Origin of the sequence: Rhodoferax sp. (assembly GCF_030646845.1) — a bacterium.
Lineage (GTDB): Bacteria > Pseudomonadota > Gammaproteobacteria > Burkholderiales > Burkholderiaceae_C > Rhodoferax.
The window spans coordinates 32,979-56,404 of sequence record NZ_JAUSLE010000067.1; the positions used below are offsets into that span (position 1 = coordinate 32,979).

At 63.1% G+C, this 23,426-nt stretch carries 27 protein-coding genes; 13 read left to right on the forward strand and 14 right to left on the reverse strand.

Going from position 1 to position 23,426, the window contains the following annotated elements:
- Nucleotides 1-6 precede the first annotated feature (6 nt).
- Entirely contained in the window at nucleotides 7-990 is a 984-nt protein-coding gene (locus Q7T10_RS16660) for a hypothetical protein (protein WP_304750421.1), read from the reverse strand.
- 34 nt (nucleotides 991-1,024) lie between these two features.
- Nucleotides 1,025-1,294 carry a hypothetical protein gene (locus tag Q7T10_RS16665; RefSeq protein WP_304750423.1) on the reverse strand — a complete coding sequence of 90 codons (270 nt, stop codon included), beginning with the start codon at nucleotides 1,292-1,294 and terminating at the stop codon, nucleotides 1,025-1,027.
- 176 nt (nucleotides 1,295-1,470) lie between these two features.
- Between Q7T10_RS16665 and Q7T10_RS16670 the strand changes: the two genes are divergently transcribed.
- Nucleotides 1,471-2,595 (forward strand): hypothetical protein, encoded by a 1,125-nt coding sequence (locus Q7T10_RS16670; protein WP_304750425.1) that lies wholly within the window; start codon nucleotides 1,471-1,473, stop codon nucleotides 2,593-2,595.
- A 47-nt stretch (nucleotides 2,596-2,642) separates the two neighbouring features.
- Here the strand turns inward: Q7T10_RS16670 and Q7T10_RS16675 are convergent, their stop codons facing one another.
- The 9 genes from Q7T10_RS16675 to Q7T10_RS16715 form a co-directional block, all read right to left on the reverse strand.
- Entirely contained in the window at nucleotides 2,643-3,920 is a 1,278-nt protein-coding gene (locus Q7T10_RS16675; protein WP_304750427.1) for an FIST C-terminal domain-containing protein, read from the reverse strand.
- Nucleotides 3,921-3,942: 22 nt separating this feature from the next.
- Nucleotides 3,943-4,647 carry a PhaM family polyhydroxyalkanoate granule multifunctional regulatory protein gene (locus Q7T10_RS16680; RefSeq protein ID WP_304750429.1) on the reverse strand — a complete coding sequence of 235 codons (705 nt, stop codon included), beginning with the start codon at nucleotides 4,645-4,647 and terminating at the stop codon, nucleotides 3,943-3,945.
- Nucleotides 4,648-4,736: 89 nt separating this feature from the next.
- A complete protein-coding gene (locus tag Q7T10_RS16685) occupies nucleotides 4,737-5,144 on the reverse strand; it encodes a DUF2946 domain-containing protein (RefSeq protein ID WP_304750431.1) in 408 nt (135 codons plus the stop codon).
- 53 nt (nucleotides 5,145-5,197) lie between these two features.
- Entirely contained in the window at nucleotides 5,198-5,692 is a 495-nt protein-coding gene (locus tag Q7T10_RS16690; protein ID WP_304750433.1) for a copper chaperone PCu(A)C, read from the reverse strand.
- Nucleotides 5,693-5,724: 32 nt separating this feature from the next.
- On the reverse strand, nucleotides 5,725-6,261 hold the full coding sequence (locus Q7T10_RS16695; protein ID WP_304750435.1) for a hypothetical protein: 537 nt from the start codon (nucleotides 6,259-6,261) through the stop codon (nucleotides 5,725-5,727).
- The gene (locus tag Q7T10_RS16700) at nucleotides 6,245-7,453 is read right to left on the reverse strand and encodes a hypothetical protein (RefSeq protein WP_304750436.1); all 1,209 of its coding nucleotides are present in this window, start codon (nucleotides 7,451-7,453) and stop codon (nucleotides 6,245-6,247) included. The genes Q7T10_RS16695 and Q7T10_RS16700 overlap by 17 nt, the downstream gene beginning before the upstream one ends.
- Entirely contained in the window at nucleotides 7,447-9,606 is a 2,160-nt protein-coding gene (locus Q7T10_RS16705) for a TonB-dependent receptor (protein WP_304750437.1), read from the reverse strand. The genes Q7T10_RS16700 and Q7T10_RS16705 overlap by 7 nt, the downstream gene beginning before the upstream one ends.
- A 78-nt stretch (nucleotides 9,607-9,684) precedes the next feature.
- Complete coding sequence (locus Q7T10_RS16710; RefSeq protein WP_304750438.1) at nucleotides 9,685-10,044, reverse strand: DUF2946 domain-containing protein; 360 nt, start codon at nucleotides 10,042-10,044, stop codon at nucleotides 9,685-9,687.
- Between the two features lie 38 nt (nucleotides 10,045-10,082).
- Nucleotides 10,083-11,219: a GGDEF domain-containing protein gene (locus Q7T10_RS16715; RefSeq protein ID WP_304750439.1), complete on the reverse strand. Its 1,137-nt coding sequence runs from the start codon at nucleotides 11,217-11,219 to the stop codon at nucleotides 10,083-10,085.
- A gap of 218 nt (nucleotides 11,220-11,437) precedes the next feature.
- Between Q7T10_RS16715 and Q7T10_RS16720 the strand changes: the two genes are divergently transcribed.
- From Q7T10_RS16720 to Q7T10_RS16730, 3 genes are read left to right on the forward strand one after another with little or no spacing between them, the layout of a single operon-like run.
- Nucleotides 11,438-11,791, forward strand: a complete 354-nt coding sequence (locus Q7T10_RS16720; RefSeq protein WP_304750440.1) for a TraR/DksA family transcriptional regulator — start codon at nucleotides 11,438-11,440, stop codon at nucleotides 11,789-11,791.
- Nucleotides 11,792-11,822: 31 nt separating this feature from the next.
- Nucleotides 11,823-12,236 carry a VOC family protein gene (locus Q7T10_RS16725; protein ID WP_304750441.1) on the forward strand — a complete coding sequence of 138 codons (414 nt, stop codon included), beginning with the start codon at nucleotides 11,823-11,825 and terminating at the stop codon, nucleotides 12,234-12,236.
- A 23-nt stretch (nucleotides 12,237-12,259) separates the two neighbouring features.
- On the forward strand, nucleotides 12,260-12,865 hold the full coding sequence (locus Q7T10_RS16730; protein WP_304750442.1) for a MarC family protein: 606 nt from the start codon (nucleotides 12,260-12,262) through the stop codon (nucleotides 12,863-12,865).
- Nucleotides 12,866-12,901: 36 nt separating this feature from the next.
- Here the strand turns inward: Q7T10_RS16730 and Q7T10_RS16735 are convergent, their stop codons facing one another.
- A complete protein-coding gene (locus Q7T10_RS16735) occupies nucleotides 12,902-13,903 on the reverse strand; it encodes a fumarylacetoacetate hydrolase family protein (protein WP_304750443.1) in 1,002 nt (333 codons plus the stop codon).
- A gap of 111 nt (nucleotides 13,904-14,014) precedes the next feature.
- On the opposite strand from Q7T10_RS16735, the gene Q7T10_RS16740 reads away from it, so the two are divergent.
- The 5 genes from Q7T10_RS16740 (at nucleotide 14,015) to purU (ending at nucleotide 18,049) form a co-directional block, all read left to right on the forward strand.
- A complete protein-coding gene (locus Q7T10_RS16740) occupies nucleotides 14,015-14,794 on the forward strand; it encodes an IclR family transcriptional regulator (protein WP_304750445.1) in 780 nt (259 codons plus the stop codon).
- The gene (locus Q7T10_RS16745; RefSeq protein WP_304750446.1) at nucleotides 14,791-15,861 is read left to right on the forward strand and encodes a DUF3108 domain-containing protein; all 1,071 of its coding nucleotides are present in this window, start codon (nucleotides 14,791-14,793) and stop codon (nucleotides 15,859-15,861) included. The genes Q7T10_RS16740 and Q7T10_RS16745 overlap by 4 nt, the downstream gene beginning before the upstream one ends.
- 86 nt (nucleotides 15,862-15,947) lie before the next feature.
- Nucleotides 15,948-16,259, forward strand: a complete 312-nt coding sequence (locus Q7T10_RS16750) for a DUF3567 domain-containing protein (RefSeq protein WP_304750448.1) — start codon at nucleotides 15,948-15,950, stop codon at nucleotides 16,257-16,259.
- Between the two features lie 39 nt (nucleotides 16,260-16,298).
- A complete protein-coding gene (locus Q7T10_RS16755; RefSeq protein WP_304750449.1) occupies nucleotides 16,299-17,144 on the forward strand; it encodes a ChaN family lipoprotein in 846 nt (281 codons plus the stop codon).
- 56 nt (nucleotides 17,145-17,200) lie between these two features.
- Nucleotides 17,201-18,049 carry a formyltetrahydrofolate deformylase gene (gene purU / locus Q7T10_RS16760; RefSeq protein ID WP_304750450.1) on the forward strand — a complete coding sequence of 283 codons (849 nt, stop codon included), beginning with the start codon at nucleotides 17,201-17,203 and terminating at the stop codon, nucleotides 18,047-18,049.
- Here the strand turns inward: purU and Q7T10_RS16765 are convergent.
- Nucleotides 18,042-18,827 (reverse strand): enoyl-CoA hydratase-related protein, encoded by a 786-nt coding sequence (locus Q7T10_RS16765; protein WP_304750451.1) that lies wholly within the window; start codon nucleotides 18,825-18,827, stop codon nucleotides 18,042-18,044. The two genes, purU and Q7T10_RS16765, sit on opposite strands and share 8 nt — an antisense overlap.
- A gap of 27 nt (nucleotides 18,828-18,854) precedes the next feature.
- A complete protein-coding gene (gene asd / locus Q7T10_RS16770; protein WP_304750452.1) occupies nucleotides 18,855-19,703 on the reverse strand; it encodes an archaetidylserine decarboxylase in 849 nt (282 codons plus the stop codon).
- Nucleotides 19,704-19,755: 52 nt separating this feature from the next.
- Between asd and Q7T10_RS16775 the strand changes: the two genes are divergently transcribed.
- The 4 genes from Q7T10_RS16775 (at nucleotide 19,756) to Q7T10_RS16790 (ending at nucleotide 23,390) form a co-directional block, all read left to right on the forward strand.
- The gene (locus Q7T10_RS16775; RefSeq protein WP_304750453.1) at nucleotides 19,756-20,643 is read left to right on the forward strand and encodes a LysR substrate-binding domain-containing protein; all 888 of its coding nucleotides are present in this window, start codon (nucleotides 19,756-19,758) and stop codon (nucleotides 20,641-20,643) included.
- A gap of 165 nt (nucleotides 20,644-20,808) precedes the next feature.
- Entirely contained in the window at nucleotides 20,809-22,311 is a 1,503-nt protein-coding gene (locus Q7T10_RS16780; RefSeq protein ID WP_304750455.1) for an FAD-linked oxidase C-terminal domain-containing protein, read from the forward strand.
- 13 nt (nucleotides 22,312-22,324) lie between these two features.
- The gene (locus Q7T10_RS16785; RefSeq protein WP_304750456.1) at nucleotides 22,325-22,681 is read left to right on the forward strand and encodes a CidA/LrgA family protein; all 357 of its coding nucleotides are present in this window, start codon (nucleotides 22,325-22,327) and stop codon (nucleotides 22,679-22,681) included.
- Nucleotides 22,665-23,390, forward strand: coding sequence for an LrgB family protein (locus Q7T10_RS16790; RefSeq protein ID WP_304750458.1), 726 nt, complete (start codon nucleotides 22,665-22,667; stop codon nucleotides 23,388-23,390). The genes Q7T10_RS16785 and Q7T10_RS16790 overlap by 17 nt, the downstream gene beginning before the upstream one ends.
- Nucleotides 23,391-23,426: the final 36 nt, after the last annotated feature.

Consider the following 23,426-nt stretch of genomic DNA (forward strand, 5'->3'; position numbering starts at 1 on the left):
CGCGCATCAGAGCGAACAACCCAGGGCAGCCAGCCTGTCCCGATCGCCCAGCAGCTCGAACGCCGCGCGGTGTGCCGAGTGCAGCTCGCGACGGGAGCCGTCGGCAAAGGTCACCGTTACCTCGCATTGTGCGATCTTGGAGTTCAGGCAGATTTTCACGCCGCCCGGCGGGTTCCGGTATTCGAGCGGCGCAAACGCCCACGCCGGTGCCGTCATCCTGCCTTTGACGCGCACGTGCTCATCGTGCCCCTCGAAGTGCCACTCGAAGTTGTCGAAAGAACCGCGTGCGGCCCAGAGATGCGACGGCGTATTGAGCGCAAACACGTCGCTGCCCAGGCGCAATACGATCGGGGTCATCGGCGGCGCCAGCCATGGCCCGAGCTTCACCCGCGCCGTCGCCACTTCCAGGAATGCCCGGGGCTCATTGTCAAAGCCGCTCACCTGACCCCAGGCATACAGATCGGTGTGCTTGCTGCCCCAGTTGTGGTTCTGGCTGCCGGGCCATTCGGAGATGTCATGGGTTGTTCCGTCAACGGCGACGGTGCCGGAGTAAAGGGCATGCGGGCTGCCAACCAGGACTTTCGCCTTGGGGAACGCGCGTTCATAAAAGCTCTCCGGAAACAGCAGCAGCGGCTCGACCGGACTGGTGTACTGCAGGTCCCAGCTGATGCCCTCGGCGCTTCCCTGCAACGCACCCTCGGTCAGATGGGCGTGGCCGATGTGCATCCGCAATGGCCCGCCAGCGCCGGCACACTGGGCCCATGGAATCGCCCGATAAGCCTTGTGCACGCGCTTTTGCTCGCCATCGAACCACATGGCCCACAGCTCCCCCTGGGCTTGCTCCGGATGGCCCTTGGGAGAAAAGACGGTGTAGCGAATCCAGAATGCCAGCGGTCGCTGCGGGTGGTTGGCGCGCTGAAAGTAGCTTTCATAGTGCCCCGCCGGGCTGTCTGGCACAAATCGCAGGTCGTTGCATTCGAGTCTGTTCATGGTTGGCAGACCTGTTGACCGAGCGACCCGACTGCTACTTGACGCATTGCATGAGGTTCGCGTTTTTTCCTTTTCCGGTGTGCTCGCTGATGACACAGGAGATGCCGCCGCACAGGCAATGAACGACATTGGTGGACAGACTGGCGATGGCGGTCGGGGCCGAGCACTGGCACGCCGGAGCCGACATGACGCCCTGCGCCTGCACCTGCCCCCCGCGCAGGCCCAGCAGACCGAGGAGAACTACGGCCACGGAGCCGAGAACGATGACGGCAAGGCGTGTATGGCGTGCTGAACGTATGTGCATAGAGCCTCCTTTGGGGGACGAGCGGGTAAACCTGTTCCAGCTTAGCGTTTATCGAAAACAAAGTACAGGGCGGGCACCGGGGTGCCGGCCCTTTGGGTCGCAGCGCGGGCAATCGTCAAGCCGACTTCTTTCGACGATCAATTGTCAATTGACACAAACATGTCAGAATATGTCGGATGAGTGAACCCACAGACCCTTGGCACTTTTCCCGCCCGGACTTGGCGCAGGCCTACCTGCAGGGTTTTGACCTCGGATTGACCTCCGCGCGCGGTCTGTTTGCGCGCCGGCGCATGGGCAAGAGCGAGTTTCTGAAGCACGACCTGCTTCCTGCGGCGCTACGCGCTGGCTACCTGGCGGCCTACACCAATCTCTGGGATGACACGGACCACCCGGGACAGGCCCTCGCAACCGCGATTGCGCAGGCAACCCAGCCCAAAGGATTGGGCAAGTTCTGGGAAGACCTGAACACCCCGATTCGCAAACTCAAAGGCGGCGGCAAGCTGCCGCTGGGCATCGAAGGCTCCCTCGAGCTGGACCTGGCTGACAAGGAGAAGGCGGCGGTACCCGCCATCCAGGCGGCCTTGCAGGCGGCCGACAAGGCACGGACACGGTTGCTGCTGGTCATCGACGAGGCGCAGGTGCTCGCAGCCCCTCAACACAAGGCGGTGGCGCACTCGCTGCGCGCCGGTCTGGACATTCGCAAGCCCGGCATCAAGGTGCTGTTTGCCGGGTCATCGGAGGCGGCCTTGCGCGAAATGTTCTCGCGGGCCGCCGCGCCTTTTTATAACTGGGCGCCGCTGGAGCCGTTTCCGTTGCTCGGGCGCGAGTTCGTTGAGGCCATGGTCAAACAGCTGGCCGCCGTGGCCCGCCAACCCTTGAAGCTGGACGACGCCCTGGCGGCGTTTGCCGCGCTGAAGGAAACACCCGAGTTCTTTCGCTGGTACATCGAACGCTACCTGATGTACCAGCAGCAGGGGTCTGAGCAAGCGCTCAAGTACACGCAAGCGCGTGTGCACGACGACTCAAGCTACGCCAGAGTCTGGAAGGAGCTCAGCCGTGCCGACCGGGCGGTATTGTTGTTGGCGGCCCGCGGAGTGCAGGACCTTTACGGCGCCCAGGCACTCAGGCAGCTGCAGGAGCTGCTGGACTCTGCCGACGTGACGGCCAGCGCGCCAAGAACGTCCATCCGCAGGCTCACCGGCGCCAGGCTGCAGCTGATGGCGCGCGTGGACCACGGCGCCTACCGCTTTGAGGACCCCGAATTCCAGACCTGGGTCGCCGCGCGGCGCACCATCGACTGACGGGCCATGCCGCCTTCGGCGACGACGACCCGGATTGCGTCAAACTGCTATTGACTGGTAAACACCGTCAACACCCCGGTGTAACCATAAAGGTGGTGCCGTGCGATTTCGCCCCCGGCGAAGAAGCCCACCAGCGGCACGTCGCCCAGTGCCCGGCGCACGATCTGCAGTTCGGCACTGGGCCCGCCAAAGTGCGGACCACCGCGCCCGGAACAGCTGACGTAGATGGCGCCGGCAATGCCGCGCGCCGGATGCGGCGCTGACTCGGCCTCGGACGCCGCCAGTGCGGTGGCGGTCTCCACCGGCAACTCCTGCGGCTCCAGCTCTTCGCGGATCTCGGCGCAGACACGGATCAAATCGGCCTTGGCCGCCTGCACATTGCGCTGGCAAAAGGCCAGTTGCATGCCCACTTCCAGCTGGTCAGACACGGCCACGCCACGCCGGGCCGGGTCCAGTCCGATGATGTGGCGCACGAGCACATCGCTGCCAAAGTTGCCGGTACGCCCGACGGCCACCGCGTCGCCGGACGGGCCGCCGCTGTCCGCCGGGTGCATCAGGCCCACCAGCGTGGCGCGCACGGCTGCGAGCGCTGTTTCAGGCTGCTCCAGCGACACATGGAGTTCGCGCAACATCACATCCAGCGCCGGCTCGCCATCGAGCCGGGTCACCACATTGGTCTCGGCCGCGGTCACGTGATGTGCCCGGGCCAGCGGCAAACAGCCCTGCGTGACGCGTGACACCAGATTCACCCCAGCCCCAAATGCCACGCCACTCAAGCCGCCACTGAACACACCACTGGCCGCTCCGTGGCCGCTGATGTTGCCATTGCCTGCGACGGCAAACTGCACCGCTTTTGAACGGCTTGACGACAAACCGCCGAACAGGTAACCCGACGCCGTGCGCGACGCCATCTCGACAAGGAGTTCAGGCAGGTCCGGCGTTTCGGCATCGGCATGAATCAGGGCCGTGTGGGCCTCGAAACCCAAGCTGAGGGGCGCCACGCCGGAGAACACCCGGTACTGGTCGCTCGGCAGCTCGCACAGCATCACCGCCAGCGCCGGCTCATCAAAATACTCCACGTTATTGGCCGCGATCCCCACCCCGACCGTGCCCGACCAATCGGTGATTTCGGGCAACTCGGCGCTCAGGTGCTCCAGAATATCCTGGGCCTGGTCTGCGTAGTGGTCGGTGATGTAGAGCAGCGCCAGCGTGGGTGCACTTGCATAGCCATGCAATGCCATCTGGGCCCGCAGCTGCGCCAGCACCAGGCCGGCCGCCATGCGCCACTGCGGGTGCGTGGCGTGACCATAGGGAAACAGCTTCATCGCCGGACTCGCAGGTGCCGCATCAGCCGTTTCGACCGGTCGTCTTGTGTGCTGGTTTTTTCACCGTTTTTTTCGCGGCTGCCCTGGACCTGACTGCGTTGCCTGCGGCTTTTTTGGTCGCCTTGACCGCTTCTTTGGCGAATCCAGCGGCCATGTTTTTGGTGACATCCATGGCCGTGTTCTTGCCCGCTTCCTTCATGGCGCCCGCGGCGATTTGCTGAAACTGCTGCGTCAACGCGCCCCACAACTGCATCGGATCAACCAGGCCCACGGCGGCCGTCGTGGCGGGCTTGGCCGCCTTGCGCACTTTTTCAGCCACAGACTCGGCGCCGGTTGCCACATCGGAGATGGTCTTGGCGGTGGACGCTGCTGTTTCAGTGACCCGCTGCACGCCGGAGTAAACCGAATCGGCGGCCTTGAGCTTGAGCGCGTTGGCCACGTCGCCCATGTTGAAATTCATGCCCTTGAGTGTGGCCAGGGTCATCTTCTGCACCTCAAGCGCCTGCACGGTGGCGCCCAGTGCCCTGGAGTTTTGCTCCAGCCAGAAATGCACCGCCTTGAGTTCATCAATCCGTTTCTCCAACTCTTCCACGTTGAGGGTGGGCGCAATCCAGTTGGCCAGATTGGGCATCTGCGGAATGCTGTGTGTTGCCCCTTTGGCCAGGTTCTGGAGAAAATCAAAGCCGGGGACATATTTGCCGAAACCAGTGCTCTCTGAATCACTCATGTTCGCTCCTAAGGGGTTGTCAACATTGAACTGCCGACAGCTTACCCCAATGTGGCGCGGATGGCGATGCCTGTCTGCCGGCGTTCAGGTCACAGGATCGCGCGTGGCGGACCGCGCGGTGGCGGCGCTGGCGCGAAGTCGGTGAAGAAGAAAAACGCCTGCCGGACCGTGGGTGCCTCGTGTTCGCCCAACCGGACAAAGAGGTGAACCAATGCGTGAGGCGCAGGCGCCGCACGGTCCGTGAATGGCAGGCAAAACGGGCAATGAACCAACGAAGGAGCGGATTCCTGCCCGTCAGGGGAATCCGCCGCAAAACGGGTGGCCACCCAGCGTGGCCCGGCGCTGGTACACACCTCCACCACCGGCACCGCGCCACCCTGCGACCACACGAGTGCGTGGGACAGCGTGGGCACGAGGGCACCAAACATTGCAATCAACACGGCGAGCCACAGCGCCAACGGGCGACGCAGCGAGGCAAAGTGCAGTTTCGGTGACATCAGCAATCTCAGGGGGTGCGGGGTGGCTTGCGCCAGCGGTCAACTGGCGCGGCTCAGGGTTTGTGTTTGCCGTGGTCCATGGCGGGCATGTCGCCGGCCTTGGCCGCGGGGGCACCAGGGGCGACTGCAGCCACCGGCACTTTCAGTTCGACTTTGCTCTCCACGCCCTTGGCGTCCTTGAACACCAGGGTCAGCGGCACCGTGCTGTCTTTGGCCAGCGGCGCCTTCAGGTCCATCAGCATCACGTGGTAGCCGCCGGGTTTGAGTTCCACCGTTTTGCCAGCCGGCAGATCCAGACCACCGGCCACAGCACGCATCTTCATGACGTCGCCGTCCATCTTCATCTCGTGCACCTCGGTCACACCAGCGACGGGCGACGAGGCGCCCACCAGTTTGGCGCCGTCCTTGGCGGTGACTTTCATGAAGGCGCCGGTGGCCTTCTGGCCCGGCACCGTGGTGCGGACCCAGGCGTCCTTGACCTCGACAGTTTGGGCATACAAGGTGCCGCAGGCCAGTGCAGCGATAACGGCCAGTGCTTTCAGTTTCATGGTTTTTCCTCGGTTAAAAAAAGTGAATCAAATCAGGACAGCCAGGCCTTGAGCATGGCGGCGTCGGGGGGGCCGATGGTGCGCTGCACGGTGCCGCGGCGCCCAATCAACACGACATATGGGGTGACGTTGCGCCATTTCGGGTCCACCGCCTGGCGAATCTCCGGCTCGAAGCCGTCGAACGCGTAAATCCGGGTCGCACCCTGGTAATGGCGCGCATGGGTCAGGGCATGCTCTCCCTGCACGTCCATCACCACGGCTGCCAGCACCACCTGCTGGCGCGAGGCCACGACGGCTGCATGCAGCTTGTCAAACGCATCGGGGCAGGTGGAGCAGTAGGTGGTGGTGAACACATAGGCCGCCGGCCGCGGGCCCTGGCGCAGCAGGCTGGCCCAGGTGGAGGCATCGAATGGTGCTACTGTTTTGATAGCTACCCGCGCTTTATGAACGAGGGCCAGGGCCCGATTTGGCATATAAAGCCAGGCGGCGACAGCAGCCACCAGCACGGCGCGGCGTCGCGCCGGCGGGCCGCCAACGCGGGGCATCGCGGGTTTAGAAACGGATTTCATGGACTTGCACCTCTTTTGCGTTACGCCAGACGGCGACCATGCGCCCGCCCTGCTGTGCCAGGCGCGGGTGGTCGTTGTCACCCATCACGCTCCCCAGCACCGCCAGGCGGAACGTCTGGCCGCTGTCGGTGGACAGCCAGGCCTTGAGGGTGCTGTGTGCGCCGTCCACACTACGCCAGACCACGGCGACACGATCACCCCAGGCCAGCACATCGGCATGTTCGGCACGCTCGTCGGGCAGCATCCGCACGGTGTCAAGCTGCGGGTTGCCGTCCGGGCGCAGCCGCGCATAGCGCACGGCCGCCACATCTTCTGCGCCCTGCTTTCGGATGCCAAACCACACGGCATGAAAACCGTCGTCGGCTGCCAGCGCCAGGCCCGGCCCGTGGTGCGGACAGGCGTCGATGTGCCAGTCATCAAAGGTGGCGCGCACCACCTGGCCCGACCCTTGAGGCGCCAGCACCGCAAAGCCGTGGTCGCGCACATTGGGCTCGAACACATGGCGCCACATGGCGCGCAACACACCGTCCCGCCCTGGCGCCAGCGCAATGCGGCAGCACTCGCAGGAGTGGTCGGCGACCCTGAGGTCGGGGCCAAAGCTGGCACCACCGTCGCGCGATTCGTTGCGGTAAATCGCTGCGCCTGCATAGCTCGATTTTTTGCCGACTTTGGGGGCGCGTTCCATGTCGCGCTTGTCGATCCAGACGGTGTGCAGCACGCCCTGCGCGTCAAAGGCAACCGAGTCAAAGCGGTGCGTGATCTCCTGCCGGTCGGCGTGCACGGTGAAAGGGGCCGAGAAAGTCTGTCCGCCATCTGTCGAGCGCAACATACGGATCATGCCGGTGTAAGGCTTGGCCAGCGGCTGGGTGTAGCTGATGACGGCCCAGCCCGTTGGGCCGAATGCCAGCTTGGGACGGTTCTCGCCATCGGCCGACAGCGCATCACCCGCCGTGGCGATGACGCGCGGCGCGTCCCAGCGACGCAGGTCACTGGCCGGGGCGGATTGCACAAACAACTGGCCATGCTCATTGAGGCCGGCCAGCCACAGGCGGCCATCGGGCGCAAAGGCGACACCGCTGGCCAGATGAGCACGCCCGTGACGCGGCGACACCGGCGCCTGCTGGGCCCAGAGACTGGCCGCCGCCAGGGCCAGCCCCGCGAGGGCCAGGATCCGCCTCAGACGGATCACCATGTCGCGTCCATTCCGACATAGAGCGCCCGCGGCAAGGCCGGTGAGAAAACCGGCGTGCTGGACGACACGGATGCGCTGTCGGCATAGCGCCGGTCGGTCAGGTTCATGAGCCGGGCAAACACATTGACACCCTTGCTGACCGACTGACTGACGCGCAGGTTGAACACCTCATGCCCCGGGTACTTGCCATAGGTGGCCGAGTTGCCGGCTTCCAGCCAGTAGTCACCCAGGCGCACCCACTCCAGCTGCGCCATGGTGCCGGCGCGCGGGGTCCAGCGGATGCGGGTGTTGGCCATGACGCGTGGGGCGTTTTCCATTTCATTGCCCGAATAGTTGGCGGTGGCCGTGACCCAGTCCACGTAGCGGTGCCTGGCGTACGACAGGGCCGTGTCCAGCCGCCATTGGGGGCTGAGTGCCTTGCCCAGCGCCAGCTCGATGCCCTGGTGCTCCGTCCTGCCGGCATTGACGCTGGTACTGACATTCGTTGCCAAATCCCTCTGGCTCACCAGGTCATCCTGCTTGACCAGCTGGTACAGCGCCAGGTCATACGACCAGCCGTCCGCTGCGCCGCGCCAGCCCAGCTCAAACTGGTTGGCCTTGATGGGCTTGAGCGCCAGCGCAAGCAGAACTTTGTTCGCCACGTTGGCCGCCGTGTCGCTGCCGGCGCGGAACAACTGGCTTTCGGACGGTGCCCGGAACCCGTGGTTATACGAGGTGTACAGGCTGCTGGCCGGGCTCAGGGCCAGGGTCGCGCCGAGCTTGGGGCTCAGGTGCGAGTAGTCGACCGATGCCGACGCAATTTGACCGTAGTAGCGCGCTGTGGTCCCCGCCCGCGTGGTGGCGGTCGTGATGTGGTTCGTCATGTCGTAGCCGATGCTGTCAAAGCGCAGTCCGGCCGTTACCCGCAAGGCAGGCGTGGGAGACAGTTCACCCTGCGCATAGGCGGAGGCACTCTTGAACGTGACGTCGTAGTCATAGATCCGGTTGCCCAGGGTGTAGGCAGTGTAAAAGCGATCGGCCCCGGTGCCGGTAGACGTGAGATTCAGACTGTCCTCGGTGCGCGAGCCCGGGCTGCGTTCCAGATCCAGCCCAACGATCAGGCGGGCTTTCAGCGCACCGCTGAAATCCTGCCGCCATTTCGCCATCACGCCCAGCGACGTGACATCGGCTTTCTCGATGCGCGGGTCCGAGCTCAGGTTGAACGAGCCGTTGAGATCCATCGCATTGCTGCGCAGGTAGGGCGTGATGGTCAGCAGCGAGGCACCCATCTCACGCTCATACTGGGTTGACAGGCGCAGCGCATCAACTTTGCGGTAGGCGATCGACAGGTTGTTTTTGGTCGGGTTGTTGAGGTAATCGTTGTAGGTCAGCGCGGTGTTGGCACCGGTCTGCTGGTCAATCCTGGTATAGCCCAGGATGGTTTTCAGCACCGCGCCATCGGCCAGCGCCTGGTCGTGGCGAAAGCTGGCGCTCTGCCGGTCATAGGCCGTCTGGTCGCGCCAGCCGTCGGTGTGGGTCAGGTTGACGGCGGCGCGCACGGCACCGTCCGGACCCGTCGCCGTGGTGCCATCCACCAGCAGGCGCCGCCAGCCAAAGCTGCCGGCCTCGCCGGACACCGAGATGCCGGGCGTGGCAGCAGGGGCCCTGGTCAGAATGTTGACCGTACCGCCAATGGCGTCCGAACCGTACAGCGCCGAACCCGGACCTTTGACCACCTCAATGCCCCCGGCCTGCGGGATGTTCACCTCGTACAGCGCGTTGTGGTTAAAGAAGCCGGTGGCCCGGATCGGGATGCCGTCCTCCAGATACAGGTAGAGCGGGCTGGTGGTGAAAGGATGGCGGATCGCCGTGCTGTGGCCTTCGCCATTGGTCACGGCAATCGCGACGCCGGGCACCTGTCCCAGAATTTGCTGCGGATGCATCGGGCCGGTACGCTGGATGTCCTGCGCGCTGATGACACCAACCGACGCCGGCGTCTGCAACAACAGGGTCTGCTCCCGGCTGCCCGTGACGGTGACCACACTCAGTGCGGACGGCTCTGTCACAGCTTGCGTCTGAGCGGCAGGCTGCGTCTGGGCGGACGCCGGAAGAACAAAACAAACAGATACGGGAAAGGCCAGTGCAAGCGCCACGGCGATACGATTTTTCCGCATGGGAAATCTCCGAAAATATCAATCAAATCTGCGTGCCGCCCTTATGAAACGGGCGACAGGCGCTATGAATTCAATAGTTCAGGAGAAAACGGGTGGCCCGCGCGCCGGCAAGGGTGCGGCGGTGAGAGAAGCGATATGGGCCGCCGGAATGCTTTGCAGTACATAGGCCAGCGGTTGAATCGGCTCGGCGGTCAGCTGCGCGGCCGCGGGCGGCGGCGCACTGTTGGTTGCGCACAAGGGGCAGTCGAGCGTGTAGCTGACGACTTCCCTGGTGCCGTCATCCGTTTTGACCAGCACCTTCATCACGCCCGAACCCGAGCAGATCAGTTCCATGGCCTGCGGCTTGACAATCGGCGAGGCAATGGCCACCCCGATGGACAACGCAAACCACACCAGCACGAAGCGGGCGAGAAGGTGAGCGTTGCGCAGGAACTGCATGGGCCGGATTATGCTTGATCGGGATTTCAGGCCTGGGGTTACGCGACCACAACCTGGTTTCTTCCCTTGTTCTTGGCCGCATAAAGCGCAGCGTCGGCGCGGCGTAGGGCCGATTGTTCGTCATCGGACGCCTCCATGTGGACCAGGCCGATGCTGATCGTGATGGTGCGCGTCCGTCCTTCATCTTCAAACGGTGCGGCCTCGACGGCGCGGCACATCCGCTCGGCGGCCAGCGTGGCTTTTTCGGGATCGGTCAGCAAAATGACACCGAACTCTTCACCCCCCATGCGGGAGACCAGTTCGCCCGCACGAACCTGGGCCCGCAGAATCGACGACACATGGCACAGGGCCCGATCGCCCGCGTCGTGACCCCATTCGTCGTTGACGCGTTTGAAAAAGTCGATGTCTGCCATGGCAAAGCTCATCGGGCTGAATTCCCGCTGCCGGCGCGCCAGCTCGCGGGAAAATGCCTCGCGCAGGGCCAGCCTGTTGGGCAAACCCGTGAGCGGGTCGGAGCTGGCCAGTTGCTGCAACTGCCATTCACTCAGCGCGGCCGAGTACTCGCTGATCATGACCAGGGCAACCACCAGCACCAGGCAGCTTCCCAGCACGGCCTGACGCACCAGAGCCTGGCTGGCGGCGTCGATCAGTGCCAGCGCCGGCGACGCCGCCACGCCATACAGATCGACATAGGCAAACAAGGCCGCATTGATGATGAACAGGAAGACGCCCGAGCGCCAATGGCTGACTGGAAACAGCAGCGGCGCCACGAGCGCAAACACCAGCAGGAAGTAGTGCAGGAACAGCTGCGTCCCCTGCACAAAAAATATGCCCATCAGGATGTCCGCCATGACCAGCAGAAAAAGCACCCAACTCGCGAGGAATGATCGGCCGCGACGGTTGAGCAGCCACACCAGCGAGAACGCCAGGACAAATGGCAAATTCAGCCAGGCGCCCCGGACCAGCGCGGCGTTGCCGGTGCGCCAGAACACGAGACTGGTCAAGGCCGCGGCCGCCATGGCCATCAGCGCCGCCACGTTGACTTGCGTCACCTTGCGCTGCTGGCTGGCCAGCGTTGCATGCTCGCGCCCCATCGACAGCCAGCGCATGGCCCAGCGCCACAAGCGCTCCGGCAAGCGTCGGTCAGCCGGGTCGAACTCGTCAGCGGCAGCCATAGTTCAGAACTTGAGAGCCCTGTGTCATGCGTTGTCCATGATCGGCTTTCTTCGATGGGTAACGGTAAGTTGTGTGGAACGGTTGCCGACGATTCTCCCCCAGTTTCCACAGGCTGCCACCCGAGTTGACCGCTGACCCGAAAACTTGACTTTCGTCAAAGACGCGACGAGTTTCACGGAGCATGATAGGCTGCATACAAAACACGGAGGCTACTCTTATGACCACGAAACTCACCGCCCCTTTCAAGGCACAGCTGCTCGCACAACGCGCCAGCCTGCTGGATCAACTGGCCAGTCTGCGCGGTGGCACGGTCAGTCGCGCCGAGGCATCGGCCGATCATTACGGGCGAACGGAAGATTCCACCGCGCAGGTGCGTACCGAGCGCGATCTGGAATTCGCACTTGACGCGCGTGAAACCGCCGAGCTCAGCCTGGTGGACGCGGCGCTGAGCCGCATTGAGGCTGGCACCTACGGTCAGTGCGTCGACTGCGGCGTGGAGATTCCCGCGGCCCGGCTGCATGCAGCACCAGAGGCACCCCGCTGCATCGCCTGCCAGGAGAAGGTGGAATAAGAAGACCGAATGGGCCTGCTATCCTGACGGGATGCGCAGCCTTTTTCATCTCGCCTTCAACGTCACCGATCTCGCCCAGACCCGCCGCTTTTACGGCGGCGTTTTGGGCTGCAAAGAGGGCCGCAGCGCGGCCACCTGGGTCGATTTCGATTTCTTTGGTCACCAGCTGTCCATGCATCTGGGCGAGCCCTTCAAGACCGCCTGCACCGGTCAGGTGGGCGACAAAATGGTCCCCATGCCGCACTTCGGGCTGGTGCTGGCCCTGCCTGACTGGCAAGCCCTGGCGCAACGGCTGCAAGCCGAGAAAATAGAGTTTGTGTTGGCCCCGCAGGTGCGCTTTGAGGGCGAGCCGGGCGAGCAATGGACCATGTTCTTTTGTGATCCGTTTGGCAATCCGATTGAGATCAAGGGTTTCCGATCGCTGGACACGCTCTACGCCACCTGATTCGCTCGCCGAGCCCCAGTGCCATGAATTACACCTTTGTCTCGGCCACCATCCTGTTGATTCTGATCACCGACCCGATCGGCAATATCCCCATCTTCGCCAATGCGCTCAAGAATGTGGCCGTCGAGCGCCGCCCCTGGGTGATTCTGCGCGAGGTATTGATTGCCTTTGTTCTGTTGCTGACATTCATGTTCGTCGGCGACGGCTTTCTGCGGGTAATGAATTTGAGCGAACTGTCGCTGCAGATCGGCGGCGGCGTGATTCTTTTCCTGATCGCGCTGCGCATGGTGTTTCCACCACCCAATGCTGCCGCACCCGAGATGGTGGGTGAACCCTTGATCGTACCCTTGGCGATTCCCGCCCTGGCCGGGCCGTCGGCATTGGCCACCGTGTTGCTGCTGGTGTCCCAGGCGCCCGGCCGGCGCATGGAATGGATTGCCGCCCTGTGCGTCACCATGACGGTGAGTGCCGTCGTGCTCGTGCTGGCCGAACGCATTCAGCGCGTCGCAGGTGACCGGTTCGTCGTGGCGCTGGAGCGGCTAATGGGTCTGGTGCTGGTGGCGGTCTCCATTGAAATGATGCTGCGAGGCATCAAGACCTTTGCCCGGCAACTCGCGGCCGGGGTTTGAACTTCAGCGCGGCATTAACGCGAGTTAAACCGAGGTTCAGCGTTTGGCAAGGTCTTTTTCAAGCGGCACGATTTCCTGCTCGATCGCGCCAAACATGGTCTGACCGTCACGACCCTTCATTTCGATGCGGATCGTGTCGCCGTACCTCATGAATTCGGTCGATGGTTTGCCATCCTGAATCGTCTCGATCGCGCGTTTCTCGGCGATGCAACTGTAGCCATGGCTCCAGTCCTTGTTGCTGACCGTGCCCGAACCAATGATGGAGCCCGCGCGCACATTGCGTGTCTTGCAGATATGGGCAATCAGCTGCCCAAAGTGAAAAGTCATCTCCGGGCCAGCGTCGCACATGCCCACCTTGCGGCCGTTCCAGGTGCTTTGCATGGTGAGGTGCAGACGGCCCTTGTCCCATGCGTCCCCCAGTTCGTCCAGGGTCACCGCGACCGGACTGAAGGCGGTGGCCGGCTTGCTCTGGAAAAATCCGAATCCCTTGGCCAGTTCGGCCGGGATCAGGTGGCGCAGACTCACGTCATTGGCCAGCATCACCAGACGAATGCCATCCAGCGCCTGCTCCGGCGTGGCACCCATGCGCACATCGCCGGTGATGACGGCCACTTCGGCCTCGAAGTCAATGCCGAATGCTTCACTGGCGCACACCACATCGTCACAGGGTCCGAGAAAATCATCGCTGGCGCCCTGGTACATCAGCGGGTCGGTATAAAAACTGTCCGGTACCTCCGAGTCACGCGCCTTGCGCACCAGTTCCACATGGTTGATGTAGGCAGAGCCATCCGCCCACTGGTAGGCCCGCGGCAATGGGGCCATGCATTGCCTGGGATCAAACGGGAAGGCGTGCCGGGCTTTGCCATTGTTCAGGGTTTCATACAGGTCCTGCAACTGGGGCGACATGAAGTTCCAGTCATCCAGCACCTGCTGCATCTGAATGGCAATGCCGGTCGCATAATGCGCGGTGCTCAGGTCACGTGAGACGACGACCAGTTGGCCGTCACGCGAGCCGTCTCTGTAGGTGGCTAGTTTCATAGGATCTGCTGGAAAGTGAAAAGTGGAGATGCCGTGTATTCAACGACGTGTCGTCAATTACGTATTGTTAAACTGATTTAACCAGTCATAACGCCTGAAATTCTAGTGGCCATGGAAAAAACACGCGCAGGCATCCAGTCAGTGGAAGTGGGCTTTGCGCTGCTGGACGCGCTGGCCAAGGCGGCCGGCCCGCTGATGCTGCGCGATCTCGCCGCGACCGCGGGCATGAGTGCGGCCAAGGCGCATCGCTACCTGGTCAGTTTTCAACGCCTCGGTCTGGTCGTGCAAGACACCGCAACCACGTTGTACGACCTGGGCCCTGCGGCCCTGAAGCTCGGGCTGGCGTCCTTGTCAAGGCTGGATGCAGTGAAGCTGGCACGTGAACGAATCGGCCCGCTGATGCTCCAGATTGGTCACACCCTGGCCCTGGCTGTGTGGGGCAACCAGGGACCCACCATTGTCCACTGGGAAGAATCCCCCAGTGCCGTCACCGTGAACCTGCGGCTGGGCGATGTCATGCCGCTCTTGTCGTCGGCCACGGGGCGCTGCTTTGCCGCCCATCTCTCCACTGAGGCGATCGCACCGATGCTGGCCATCGAGATGCTTCAGGCCCGGAAATCGGGTCGATTCGACCTGCCCCATTCAAAACGCGAAATCGCCCAGGTGCTCAATGAGGTACGTCAGCGCGGGCTGGCCCGGGTAGAAAACACCTTGCTACCGGGCGTGGTGGGGTTTTGTGCGCCGGTCTTTGATTTCGATGGCCACATGGTGCTGGGTATCGTCGCCCTGGGCTCGGTTGCGACCATCGACGCTGCCTGGGACGGCTCGGTGGCCACCGCCTTGCGCGCGGCAGCGGCACAATTGTCACGTGATCTGGGACAAATCAGTTGAGCTCCGAATCGGCCCGTATTTTGCCGCTCAAGGTGCTGGCTGTCCTGTCGGGAGCGGTACTGCTGGCACACCTGGCCATTTTGCGCGGCGCCCCCATGACCCTCGGCCTGAGTCAACCCGAGCCGCCCCGCGCATTCACCACGCGATCGATTGAACTCGTCCCGGCCAAGCCGACATCCGCAGAACAGCCCGTGGCGCCGCCAGCAATCGCGCCCCGTGAAAACACACCACCTGCCGCGCCCAAGATAGCACGGCAAAAACCGGCAGAGACGCGCACCAGTCACGACGATTCAGTGCCACCGCCGGCAACGGTTATCAATGAAGCAGAAATACCGGACCCGGCCGCTACCCCCCCGAAGGAACCGTCTTCCGAGGACGCTCAACTGGCGGCCGCGCCGCGCCCGCCTCCCGATCGGATATCCGCAGCGATGGCTTACACGGTACCCGGCTCGGTGATCATCAAATACAAGGTGGAATCCAACAAGTTCCCTTTTAGCGCCAGTGCCGAACTGGTGTGGCGACAGGACGGAGCGAGTTACGAAGCCCGTCTGGAGCTCAGCGCATTTGGACAAACCCGTGTACAAACCAGTCGCGGGCAGGTCACGCCAGAGGGGCTGGCCCCGACCCGTTTTTCTGACAAATACCGCAGCGAAGTCGCCGCCCACTTTGACCGGGAGAAGGGCAAAGTCACTTTCAGCGCCAACACGCCGGACGTGCCCCTGCTGGCGGGTGCGCAGGACCGGTTGAGCATCCTGGTACAGCTGGCGGCCATGATCGCCGGAGACCCCGGTCATTACCCTGAAGCCACCACCATTGCCATCCAGACCATCGGCCCGCGTGATGCCGACACCTGGCTTTTTACGGTGGGCCGTGAGGAAACACTCTCGCTGCCGGGTGGTGAACCGGTCACGATAAAGCTGGTGCGCAACCCTCGCGAAGAGTTCGATCAGAAGGTGGAGCTGTGGCTGGCACCCGCACTGGGTTACCTGCCCGTGCGCATCCGGATTACCGAGCCCAATGGCGACTTTGTTGACCAGAAATGGCTGGCGACCGAAGGCCAGTACTGAACCTTGGCCCGTCAAGTGGGTCTACCCTTGAAATTACCTACTGTGCTGCCACCTGCACAGAAAGACTGATTAAGGGATAATTCATCATGCACACGCTTTACGACTCTGACACCTATTCTGTGACGCACATGCTGGCCAATACGGCAGCGACAGATGGGGCGTCTGTCGCAGACGGCGAAGGCGCGGCGCCGGCGATTCCGGTGCCCACGCTGGCGCGTCATGGTTTTGAAATCGTGGACAAGCGCGCCAACAAAGAGGTGTATCTGGATGGCTCTTGGGCCGAGCTGTTTCAACAGCACATTTCTGCCTGGCAACAAAATACACCGACCCAGGAAGAAGTAGAAGACACGTTGGAACAATACGCCGAGCTGGCGCAAAACCCGGTGGTCGTTCACTGACGCTCCTGCACGCAATTTCAGCGTAGCGCGGGTTTGCTGATGATCGCCAGGCATCTCTGGGTCAGCGCGGTGGTTTTTTCCTTGGTGGGCTGTGCGGTTTCCAGCCGGGGGCCAGAAGAACCTGACCCGATCCACGATCCTGTTCACATCGCTCAACTCTCCCGGTTACTGCCCGCTGACGCAATCCTGCTGGGTGAGCAGCACGATGCGCCGGATCACCAGCGCATCCACCGCCTCATGGTTGAAACCCTGGCGGCCCGGCAAACGCTGGCCGCCCTGGCACTGGAGATGGCCAGCCAGGGCCAGTCCACCGAGAAACTTGGGCCGACCGCTGGCGAAGATCAGGTACGGGCCGCCCTGCAGTGGGACAACGCAGCCTGGCCCTGGACCGCCTACGGCCCGGTCGTGATGGCTGCGGTGCGTGCCGGGGTGCCGGTGGTCGGAGCCAACCTGCCCCCTGCGCGTTGGCGTGAGGCCATGACGGATACCGGATTCGACCGGCTGCTCAGTGGCCCGGCGCTCAAAGCCCAGCAGCAAAATATCCGCTTGGGCCACTGTGGCCTATTGCCTGAAAGCCAGATTTCACCCATGACGCGCATCCAGATTGCCCGCGATGTTTCCATGGCTCAGACTGTCACCCGGGCAGCTCTGGCCGGAAAAACCGTGCTGCTGCTGGCTGGCAGCGGCCATGTGGATCGCATCCTGGGCATACCGCAGCACCTGCCGCCGGGTTTCAAGGTGAAAACTGTTCTTCTCCACGCGGAACAAGCATCAGTCGCTACAAATAGCGTAGCGCAATTTGACCACTTCTGGCCCGCCAGGCCCGCGCCGGTGATCGACTATTGCGCCAATCTCACGGCGCGCCAGCTGACGCAGCCTTTTTGATGGCGTCTTTGACTCCTGCGGGATCGCCGCTGGTGTCCTGCGACAATTAACGCCATATGCAACCTACTTACATCCTGACTCTGTCATGCCCGGACCGCTTGGGGCTAGTGCACGCGGTATCCGGCTTTTTGCTGGAACGTGGTGGCAACATCGAGGAAGCGGCTCAGTACAACGACCATGACACCGGTCTGTTTTTCATGCGGGTGCAGTTTGCCTGCTCCCAGCTGACGCATGAGGACCTGAAGGCGCAACTGAGCCTGTTTGCGCAGTCTTTTGTCATGCAGTGGTCCCTGCACGCGCGGGCACAGCCCATGCGCACGGTGCTCATGGTCAGCAAGGAGGGCCATTGTCTCAACGATCTGCTGTTTCGCTGGAAAAGTGGTTTCCTGGGGCTCGACATTCGCGCCATTATTTCCAACCACCGCGAGTTCTACCAGCTCGCCGCCAGCTACAACGTGCCATTTCATCATTTCCCGGTGACTGCTGCCACCAAGGCGCAAGTGGAAGCCAGGCAATTTGAAATCATCCAGAGCGAAGAAGCGGAACTGGTGGTGCTGGCCCGTTACATGCAGGTGCTCAGCGATGACTTGTGCCGCAAACTGTCAGGGCGCGCCATCAACATTCACCACTCATTCCTGCCCAGCTTCAAAGGGGCCAAACCCTATTACCAGGCGCATGACCGCGGCGTGAAACTGATTGGGGCGACCGCTCACTACGTGACCGCCGACCTGGACGAAGGCCCCATCATTGAACAGGACGTGGCGCGCGTCGATCACAGCAAAACAGTGGAAGACCTGACGACGCTAGGGCGTGACACCGAAAGCCAGGTGCTGGCCCGCGCCGTGAAATGGCACAGCGAGCACCGCGTGCTGATCAACGGCCACAAAACCGTGATTTTCAAATAATCGACGGTCCCTGCGTGTACTGCGCGTGGCGCTTCTCCAGAAAGGCCTTGATGCCTTCCTGGGCGTCCGGTGTCATGGCCGCCGAGGCCATCAACTCGACAGCGAATTTGTAGGCCTGAGCCTGCGTCATGTCGACCTGCTGGTAAAAGCCCTGCTTGCCCATGGCCTTGGACAACGCGCTGCCACGGGTGGCGCGGCTGATCAGATCAAGCACCGCCGCATCGAGCTGATCGGCCGGCACGGCCCGGTTGATCAAGCCCCACTCGGCGGCAGTGGCGGCGTCAATCGCATCCCCAGTGAGCGCCATCTCCAGCGCCCGCTTGCGGCCGACATTGCGCGCCACCGCCACCAGCGGCGTATGACAGAACAAGCCCGCTTTTCCACCGGGAATGGCAAACGAGGCGGTGTCGGCGGCGATGGCCAGATCGCAGCTTGCCACCAGCTGGCAGCCCGCCGCCGTGGCTAGCGCATGAACCTTCGCAATCACCGGCTGCGGCATCGCCTGGATGGTGTCCATCATCTCGGTACAAACGCCAAAGAGTTCGCGCGCCTGTACCAGCGTGGCGCCTGCCAAATTTCCGAAGTTGTGGCCGGCGCTGAAGACCGGCCCATTGGCCGCCAGAATCACCCCCAACGCGTCGCTCTGTGCCACCTCGCGCAAGGCTCGTGTCAACTCCAGCATGACATCCATGGCCAAGGCGTTACGCTTCTCGGGACGGTTCAGGGTGACTGTGGTGATCAGCCCATCGAATGAGACCAGCAGGTGTTCGTAATTCATGCGCGCATTGTGGCAGCCCAGCCGTAGCTAAACCCGCTGACTGGCCATCGCCTCGCCCAGCCGAATGGCGCCTCCCGGCGACCATGCCGGGTTGAATTGCAGCGGGCCTTTCGGAAACAGCATCACCACCGTGGAACCCAGCAGGAAGCGGCCCATTTCCTGGCCCTGCTGCAGGACAACGGGTTGGTCGTCATAAAGCCACTCGCGCACCTCATGGCCGCGCGGCGGATTCACCAGACCGTGCCAGACGGTGGCCATGCTGCCCACAATGGTGGCGCCCACCAGGGCCAGCACAAACGGCCCCCGCGCCGACTCAAAGACACAAACCACACGTTCATTGCGTGCGAACAGCCCCGGCACGCCGCGGGCGGTGGTCGGGTTCACCGAAAAAAGTTCTCCGGGCACGTGGATCATGCGGGTCAGGCGCCCGTCGCACGGCATGTGGATGCGGTGATAGTCCTTCGGGCTCAGGTACAGCGTGGCAAAACTGCCATCAACAAACTGTGCCGCCAGCGCCGCATCACCCCCCACCAGCGCGGTGGTGGCGTAATGGTGACCCTTGGCCTGAAATATCTGGTCGCGCTCAATCGCGCCAAACTGGCTGATGGCGCCATCGACCGGGCAAATCAGGTCGGCGCTGGCCAGTGGCCGGGCACCGTCTTTCAGGGCGCGGGTGAAGAAATCGTTGAAGGTGGCGTAACTGGCCACATCGGGGTTGGCCGCCTCGTTCATGTTGACGCCGTAGCGCCCCACAAACCATTTGATCAGGCGGGTGGTCAGGCGCCCGCCGCGGGCGCCGGCGATCCAGCCCGCAAACACCGTCAGCGCCTGCTTGGGGAGCAGGTACTGCGGCAGCACTGCAAAGCGATCGGACATGAATGGCTACCGGTGGTGAGAATGGCCGGGATTGTAGTGTGACAATGTCACCATGACCGCCGCACGCATCCCCCCGATTCAATGCCTGCTGACTTTTGAAGCGCTGGCCCGCCTGCGCAGCGTGACCCAGACCTCGGAAGAGTTGTGTGTGACGCCCAGCGCCGTGAGTCACCGTGTCAAGCAGCTCGAACAGATCATTGGTACCAAGCTGTTTGGACGCGCCGATTTTTCTCTCACCACCGAAGGCAGCGAGTACCTGGCCCATGTCCGTGAAGGTCTGGCCATGCTGCAAAAATTTCCGTCGTCAGCGGCGGCGCCCGGCAAGCGCAAGCTGCGCCTGGCCGTCACGCCCACATTTTCGCGCTCCATCCTCATCCCGCGCCTGCGCCAGTTCACCGAGGCCTATCCCGAGATTGACCTCACGCTGCAGGTATCCATCCCCTTGCTGGACGTGGTCGCGGAAGACGCCGACCTGATCGTCCGTTTTGGCAGCGGGCGCTATGCCGACCTGGAGCATGTGTGCCTGATCAAGGATGAGGTCACGCCGCTGGCCTCCCCCGCCTATGTGCGCGAACACGGGCCGTTCGTGGTGCCGGAAGACCTGGAAGGCGAGAACCTGTTGCGCAGTCCGCTGGAGCCCTGGCGCACCTGGTTTGCCGCCAACGGCCTCGACTGGCCGGAACCAGTCGACGGCTCGCAGTTCAATGACATTGGCCTGATGTGCGATGCGGCGGCCGCCGGCATGGGGGTGGCGTTGGTGCGCCTGAAACTGGGCGCGCCCTGGCTGGAGCATGGCTCGCTGGTGCGCCTGGGAAGCAATGCTGTTTTTACACATAACGTGCCCAGCCCGCACGCGCACTACCTGTGTTGGCGCACCGGCATGATGGACCGCTGGGAGTGCGCGGCGTTCGCTGACTGGCTGAAAAAGAGCGTGGCTTAGGCTCATCGGCACGAAATCGGCCCCTAGCCCCCGAATCCATTGCGCGAGTAGCTATTATTTTTATAGCATTCTGGTTTTCACGGTTATCTGAAAAAATGCTCACACCAACTGCGACCACTTCACCCTACAGTTGGACACACTTCAAATTGATGCGTGGAACCCCCCATGAATGCACCGATCACTCCTGAACAGCAAGATTTGCTACAAAGAACAGAGCGCCAGGCGCAAGTCGTTCGAGGGTTGCAGGCCTGCTTGCCGTCACACGCGCTGCTGTGGCACAAGGAGGACACCACGCCCTATGAATGCGATGGCCTGACGGCCTACCGGCAACGTCCGCTGGTTGTCGCCTTGCCCGAAACCGAGGAGCAGGTCCAGGCGGTGCTGCGAATCTGCCATGCGCTGGACGTGCCGGTCGTGGCACGGGGTGCCGGCACCGGCCTGTCGGGTGGCGCCATGCCGCATCGCCTGGGGGTCACGCTGTCACTGGCCAAGTTCAACAAAATCCTCAGCATCGACCCGGTGAGCCGCACCGCGGTCGTGCAATGCGGCGTGCGCAACCTGGCCATCAGCGAGGCCGCCGCCATTCACGATTTGTACTACGCACCCGACCCCTCCAGCCAGATTGCCTGCACCATCGGTGGCAACGTGGCGGAGAACTCGGGCGGCGTGCACTGCCTGAAGTACGGACTGACCGTCCACAATGTGCTGAAGGTCAAGGGCTTCACGATGGAAGGCGAGGCACTGGAATTCGGCTCCGATGCGCTGGACACGGCCGGTTTTGATTGCCTGAGCATCATCATCGGTTCGGAGGGCATGCTGGCGGTCACCACCGAGGTCACCGTGAAACTGATCCCCAAGCCGCAACTGGCACGCTGCATCATGGCCAGCTTTGACGACATCCGCAAAGCCGGCGACGCGGTGGCCGCCATCATTGCCGCCGGCATCATCCCCGCCGGCCTGGAAATGATGGACAAGCCCATGACGGCGGCGGTGGAAGACTACGTGCACGCGGGCTACGATCTGACGGCCGAGGCCATATTGCTGTGCGAAAGCGACGGCACGCCCGAAGAAGTGGAAGAAGAAATCGGCCGCATGAGCGCGGTGCTGCGCCATCACGGGGCGACGGCGATTGCGGTGAGCAAGGATGAGGCGGAGCGGCTGAAATTCTGGAGCGGCCGCAAGAATGCATTCCCGGCAAGTGGCCGTATCAGCCCGGACTACATGTGCATGGACTCCACCATTCCCAGAAAGCGCCTTGCCGACATCCTGCTGGCCATCCAGGAGATGGAGAAAAAATACCAGCTGCGCTGCGCCAACGTGTTCCACGCCGGAGACGGCAACCTGCACCCCTTGATATTGTTTGATGCCAATGACCCCGACCAGCTGCATCGCTGTGAGCTGTTCGGCGCTGAGATCCTGGAAACCAGCGTGGCCATGGGTGGCACCATCACCGGCGAGCACGGCGTGGGCGTGGAGAAGCTCAATTCCATGTGCGTGCAGTTTTCCGCCGAAGAGAACGAACAGATGTTTGGCGTCAAACGTGCCTTTGATGCCAAAGGCCTGCTCAACCCCGGCAAGGTGATTCCTACCCTGCAACGCTGTGTCGAGTACGGCAAGAAACTGGTGCGGGGCGGGCAGACCAGCCACCCGGATCTGCCCCGGTTCTAGGCGCCAGAACGTCATGCAGGGACTGCGCGGTCTGGCCTGGCTTCTGGCCATGCAGTCCATCGGCGAACTGCTGGCACGGGGCTTTTCCCTGCCCTTTCCCGGCCCGGTGATCGGCATGACTTTGCTCCTGCTGGCCCTGCGCGTGCCCGCGGTGCGCGAGCCAGTGGCGGCCTGTGCCAACTTCCTGCTGTCACATCTCTCCCTGCTGTTTGTGCCGGTGGGCGTGGGTGTCATGACGCACCTGGGCCTGGTTGGTCAATACGGTGGGCGCATGCTCATCGTGATCGTCCTGTCGACCTGGATCGGCCTCGCCGTCACCGCGCTGGCGTTGCATCTGCTCGGGCGAAGAAACAATGCCAAAGTTCGTTGAACTCTGGGTCTACCTCTCCAGCACGCCGCTGTTTGGCCTGACGGCCACGCTGGTGGTCTATGTGCTGGCGCAAGCCGTCTACACCCGGCTGCAGCAGGCGCCCTGGGCCAACCCGGTACTGTGGACGGTGATCACCATCGCCGTTGGGCTGCTGGCCACGGGCGTGAGTTATCCCACTTACTTTGCCGGCGCGCAGTTCATTCACTTCCTGCTGGGGCCCGCCGTGGTGGCGCTGGCCTGGCCGCTGTGGCAGCGCCGCGCCGAGCTGCGGTTGCGCTGGGGCCGCCTGCTGCTGGCCGCCCTGGCCGGCGGCATCGCCGCCAGCGGCTCGGCACTGGCGCTGGGTTGGGCCGTCGGTTTGCCCCTCGAGGTGGTGCTGTCGCTGGCGCCCAAGTCGGTCACCGCACCGGTGGCCATGGGTATTGCCGAAAAATTTGGCGGTATCCCGGCGCTGGCGGCGGTGGTCGCGGTCAGCACCGGGCTGGTCGGTGCACTGAGCGGCAAATACCTGTTTGATGCCTTCGGGATTCCGCTGGATGCGTCCGGCTGGACGGCGCGCGGCTTTGCGCTCGGCACCGCGTCACATGGCATAGGCGCCGCCCGCGCGCTGCAGGTCAATGCCGATGCGGGCGCCTACGCCGGCCTGGCGCTGGGCCTGCAGGTGGTGCTGGCCTCGCTGCTGCTGCCCCTGCTGTTCCGTATTTTTTGAGCGCTCACCAGGTATCGATGGCCAGTGCGCTATCCG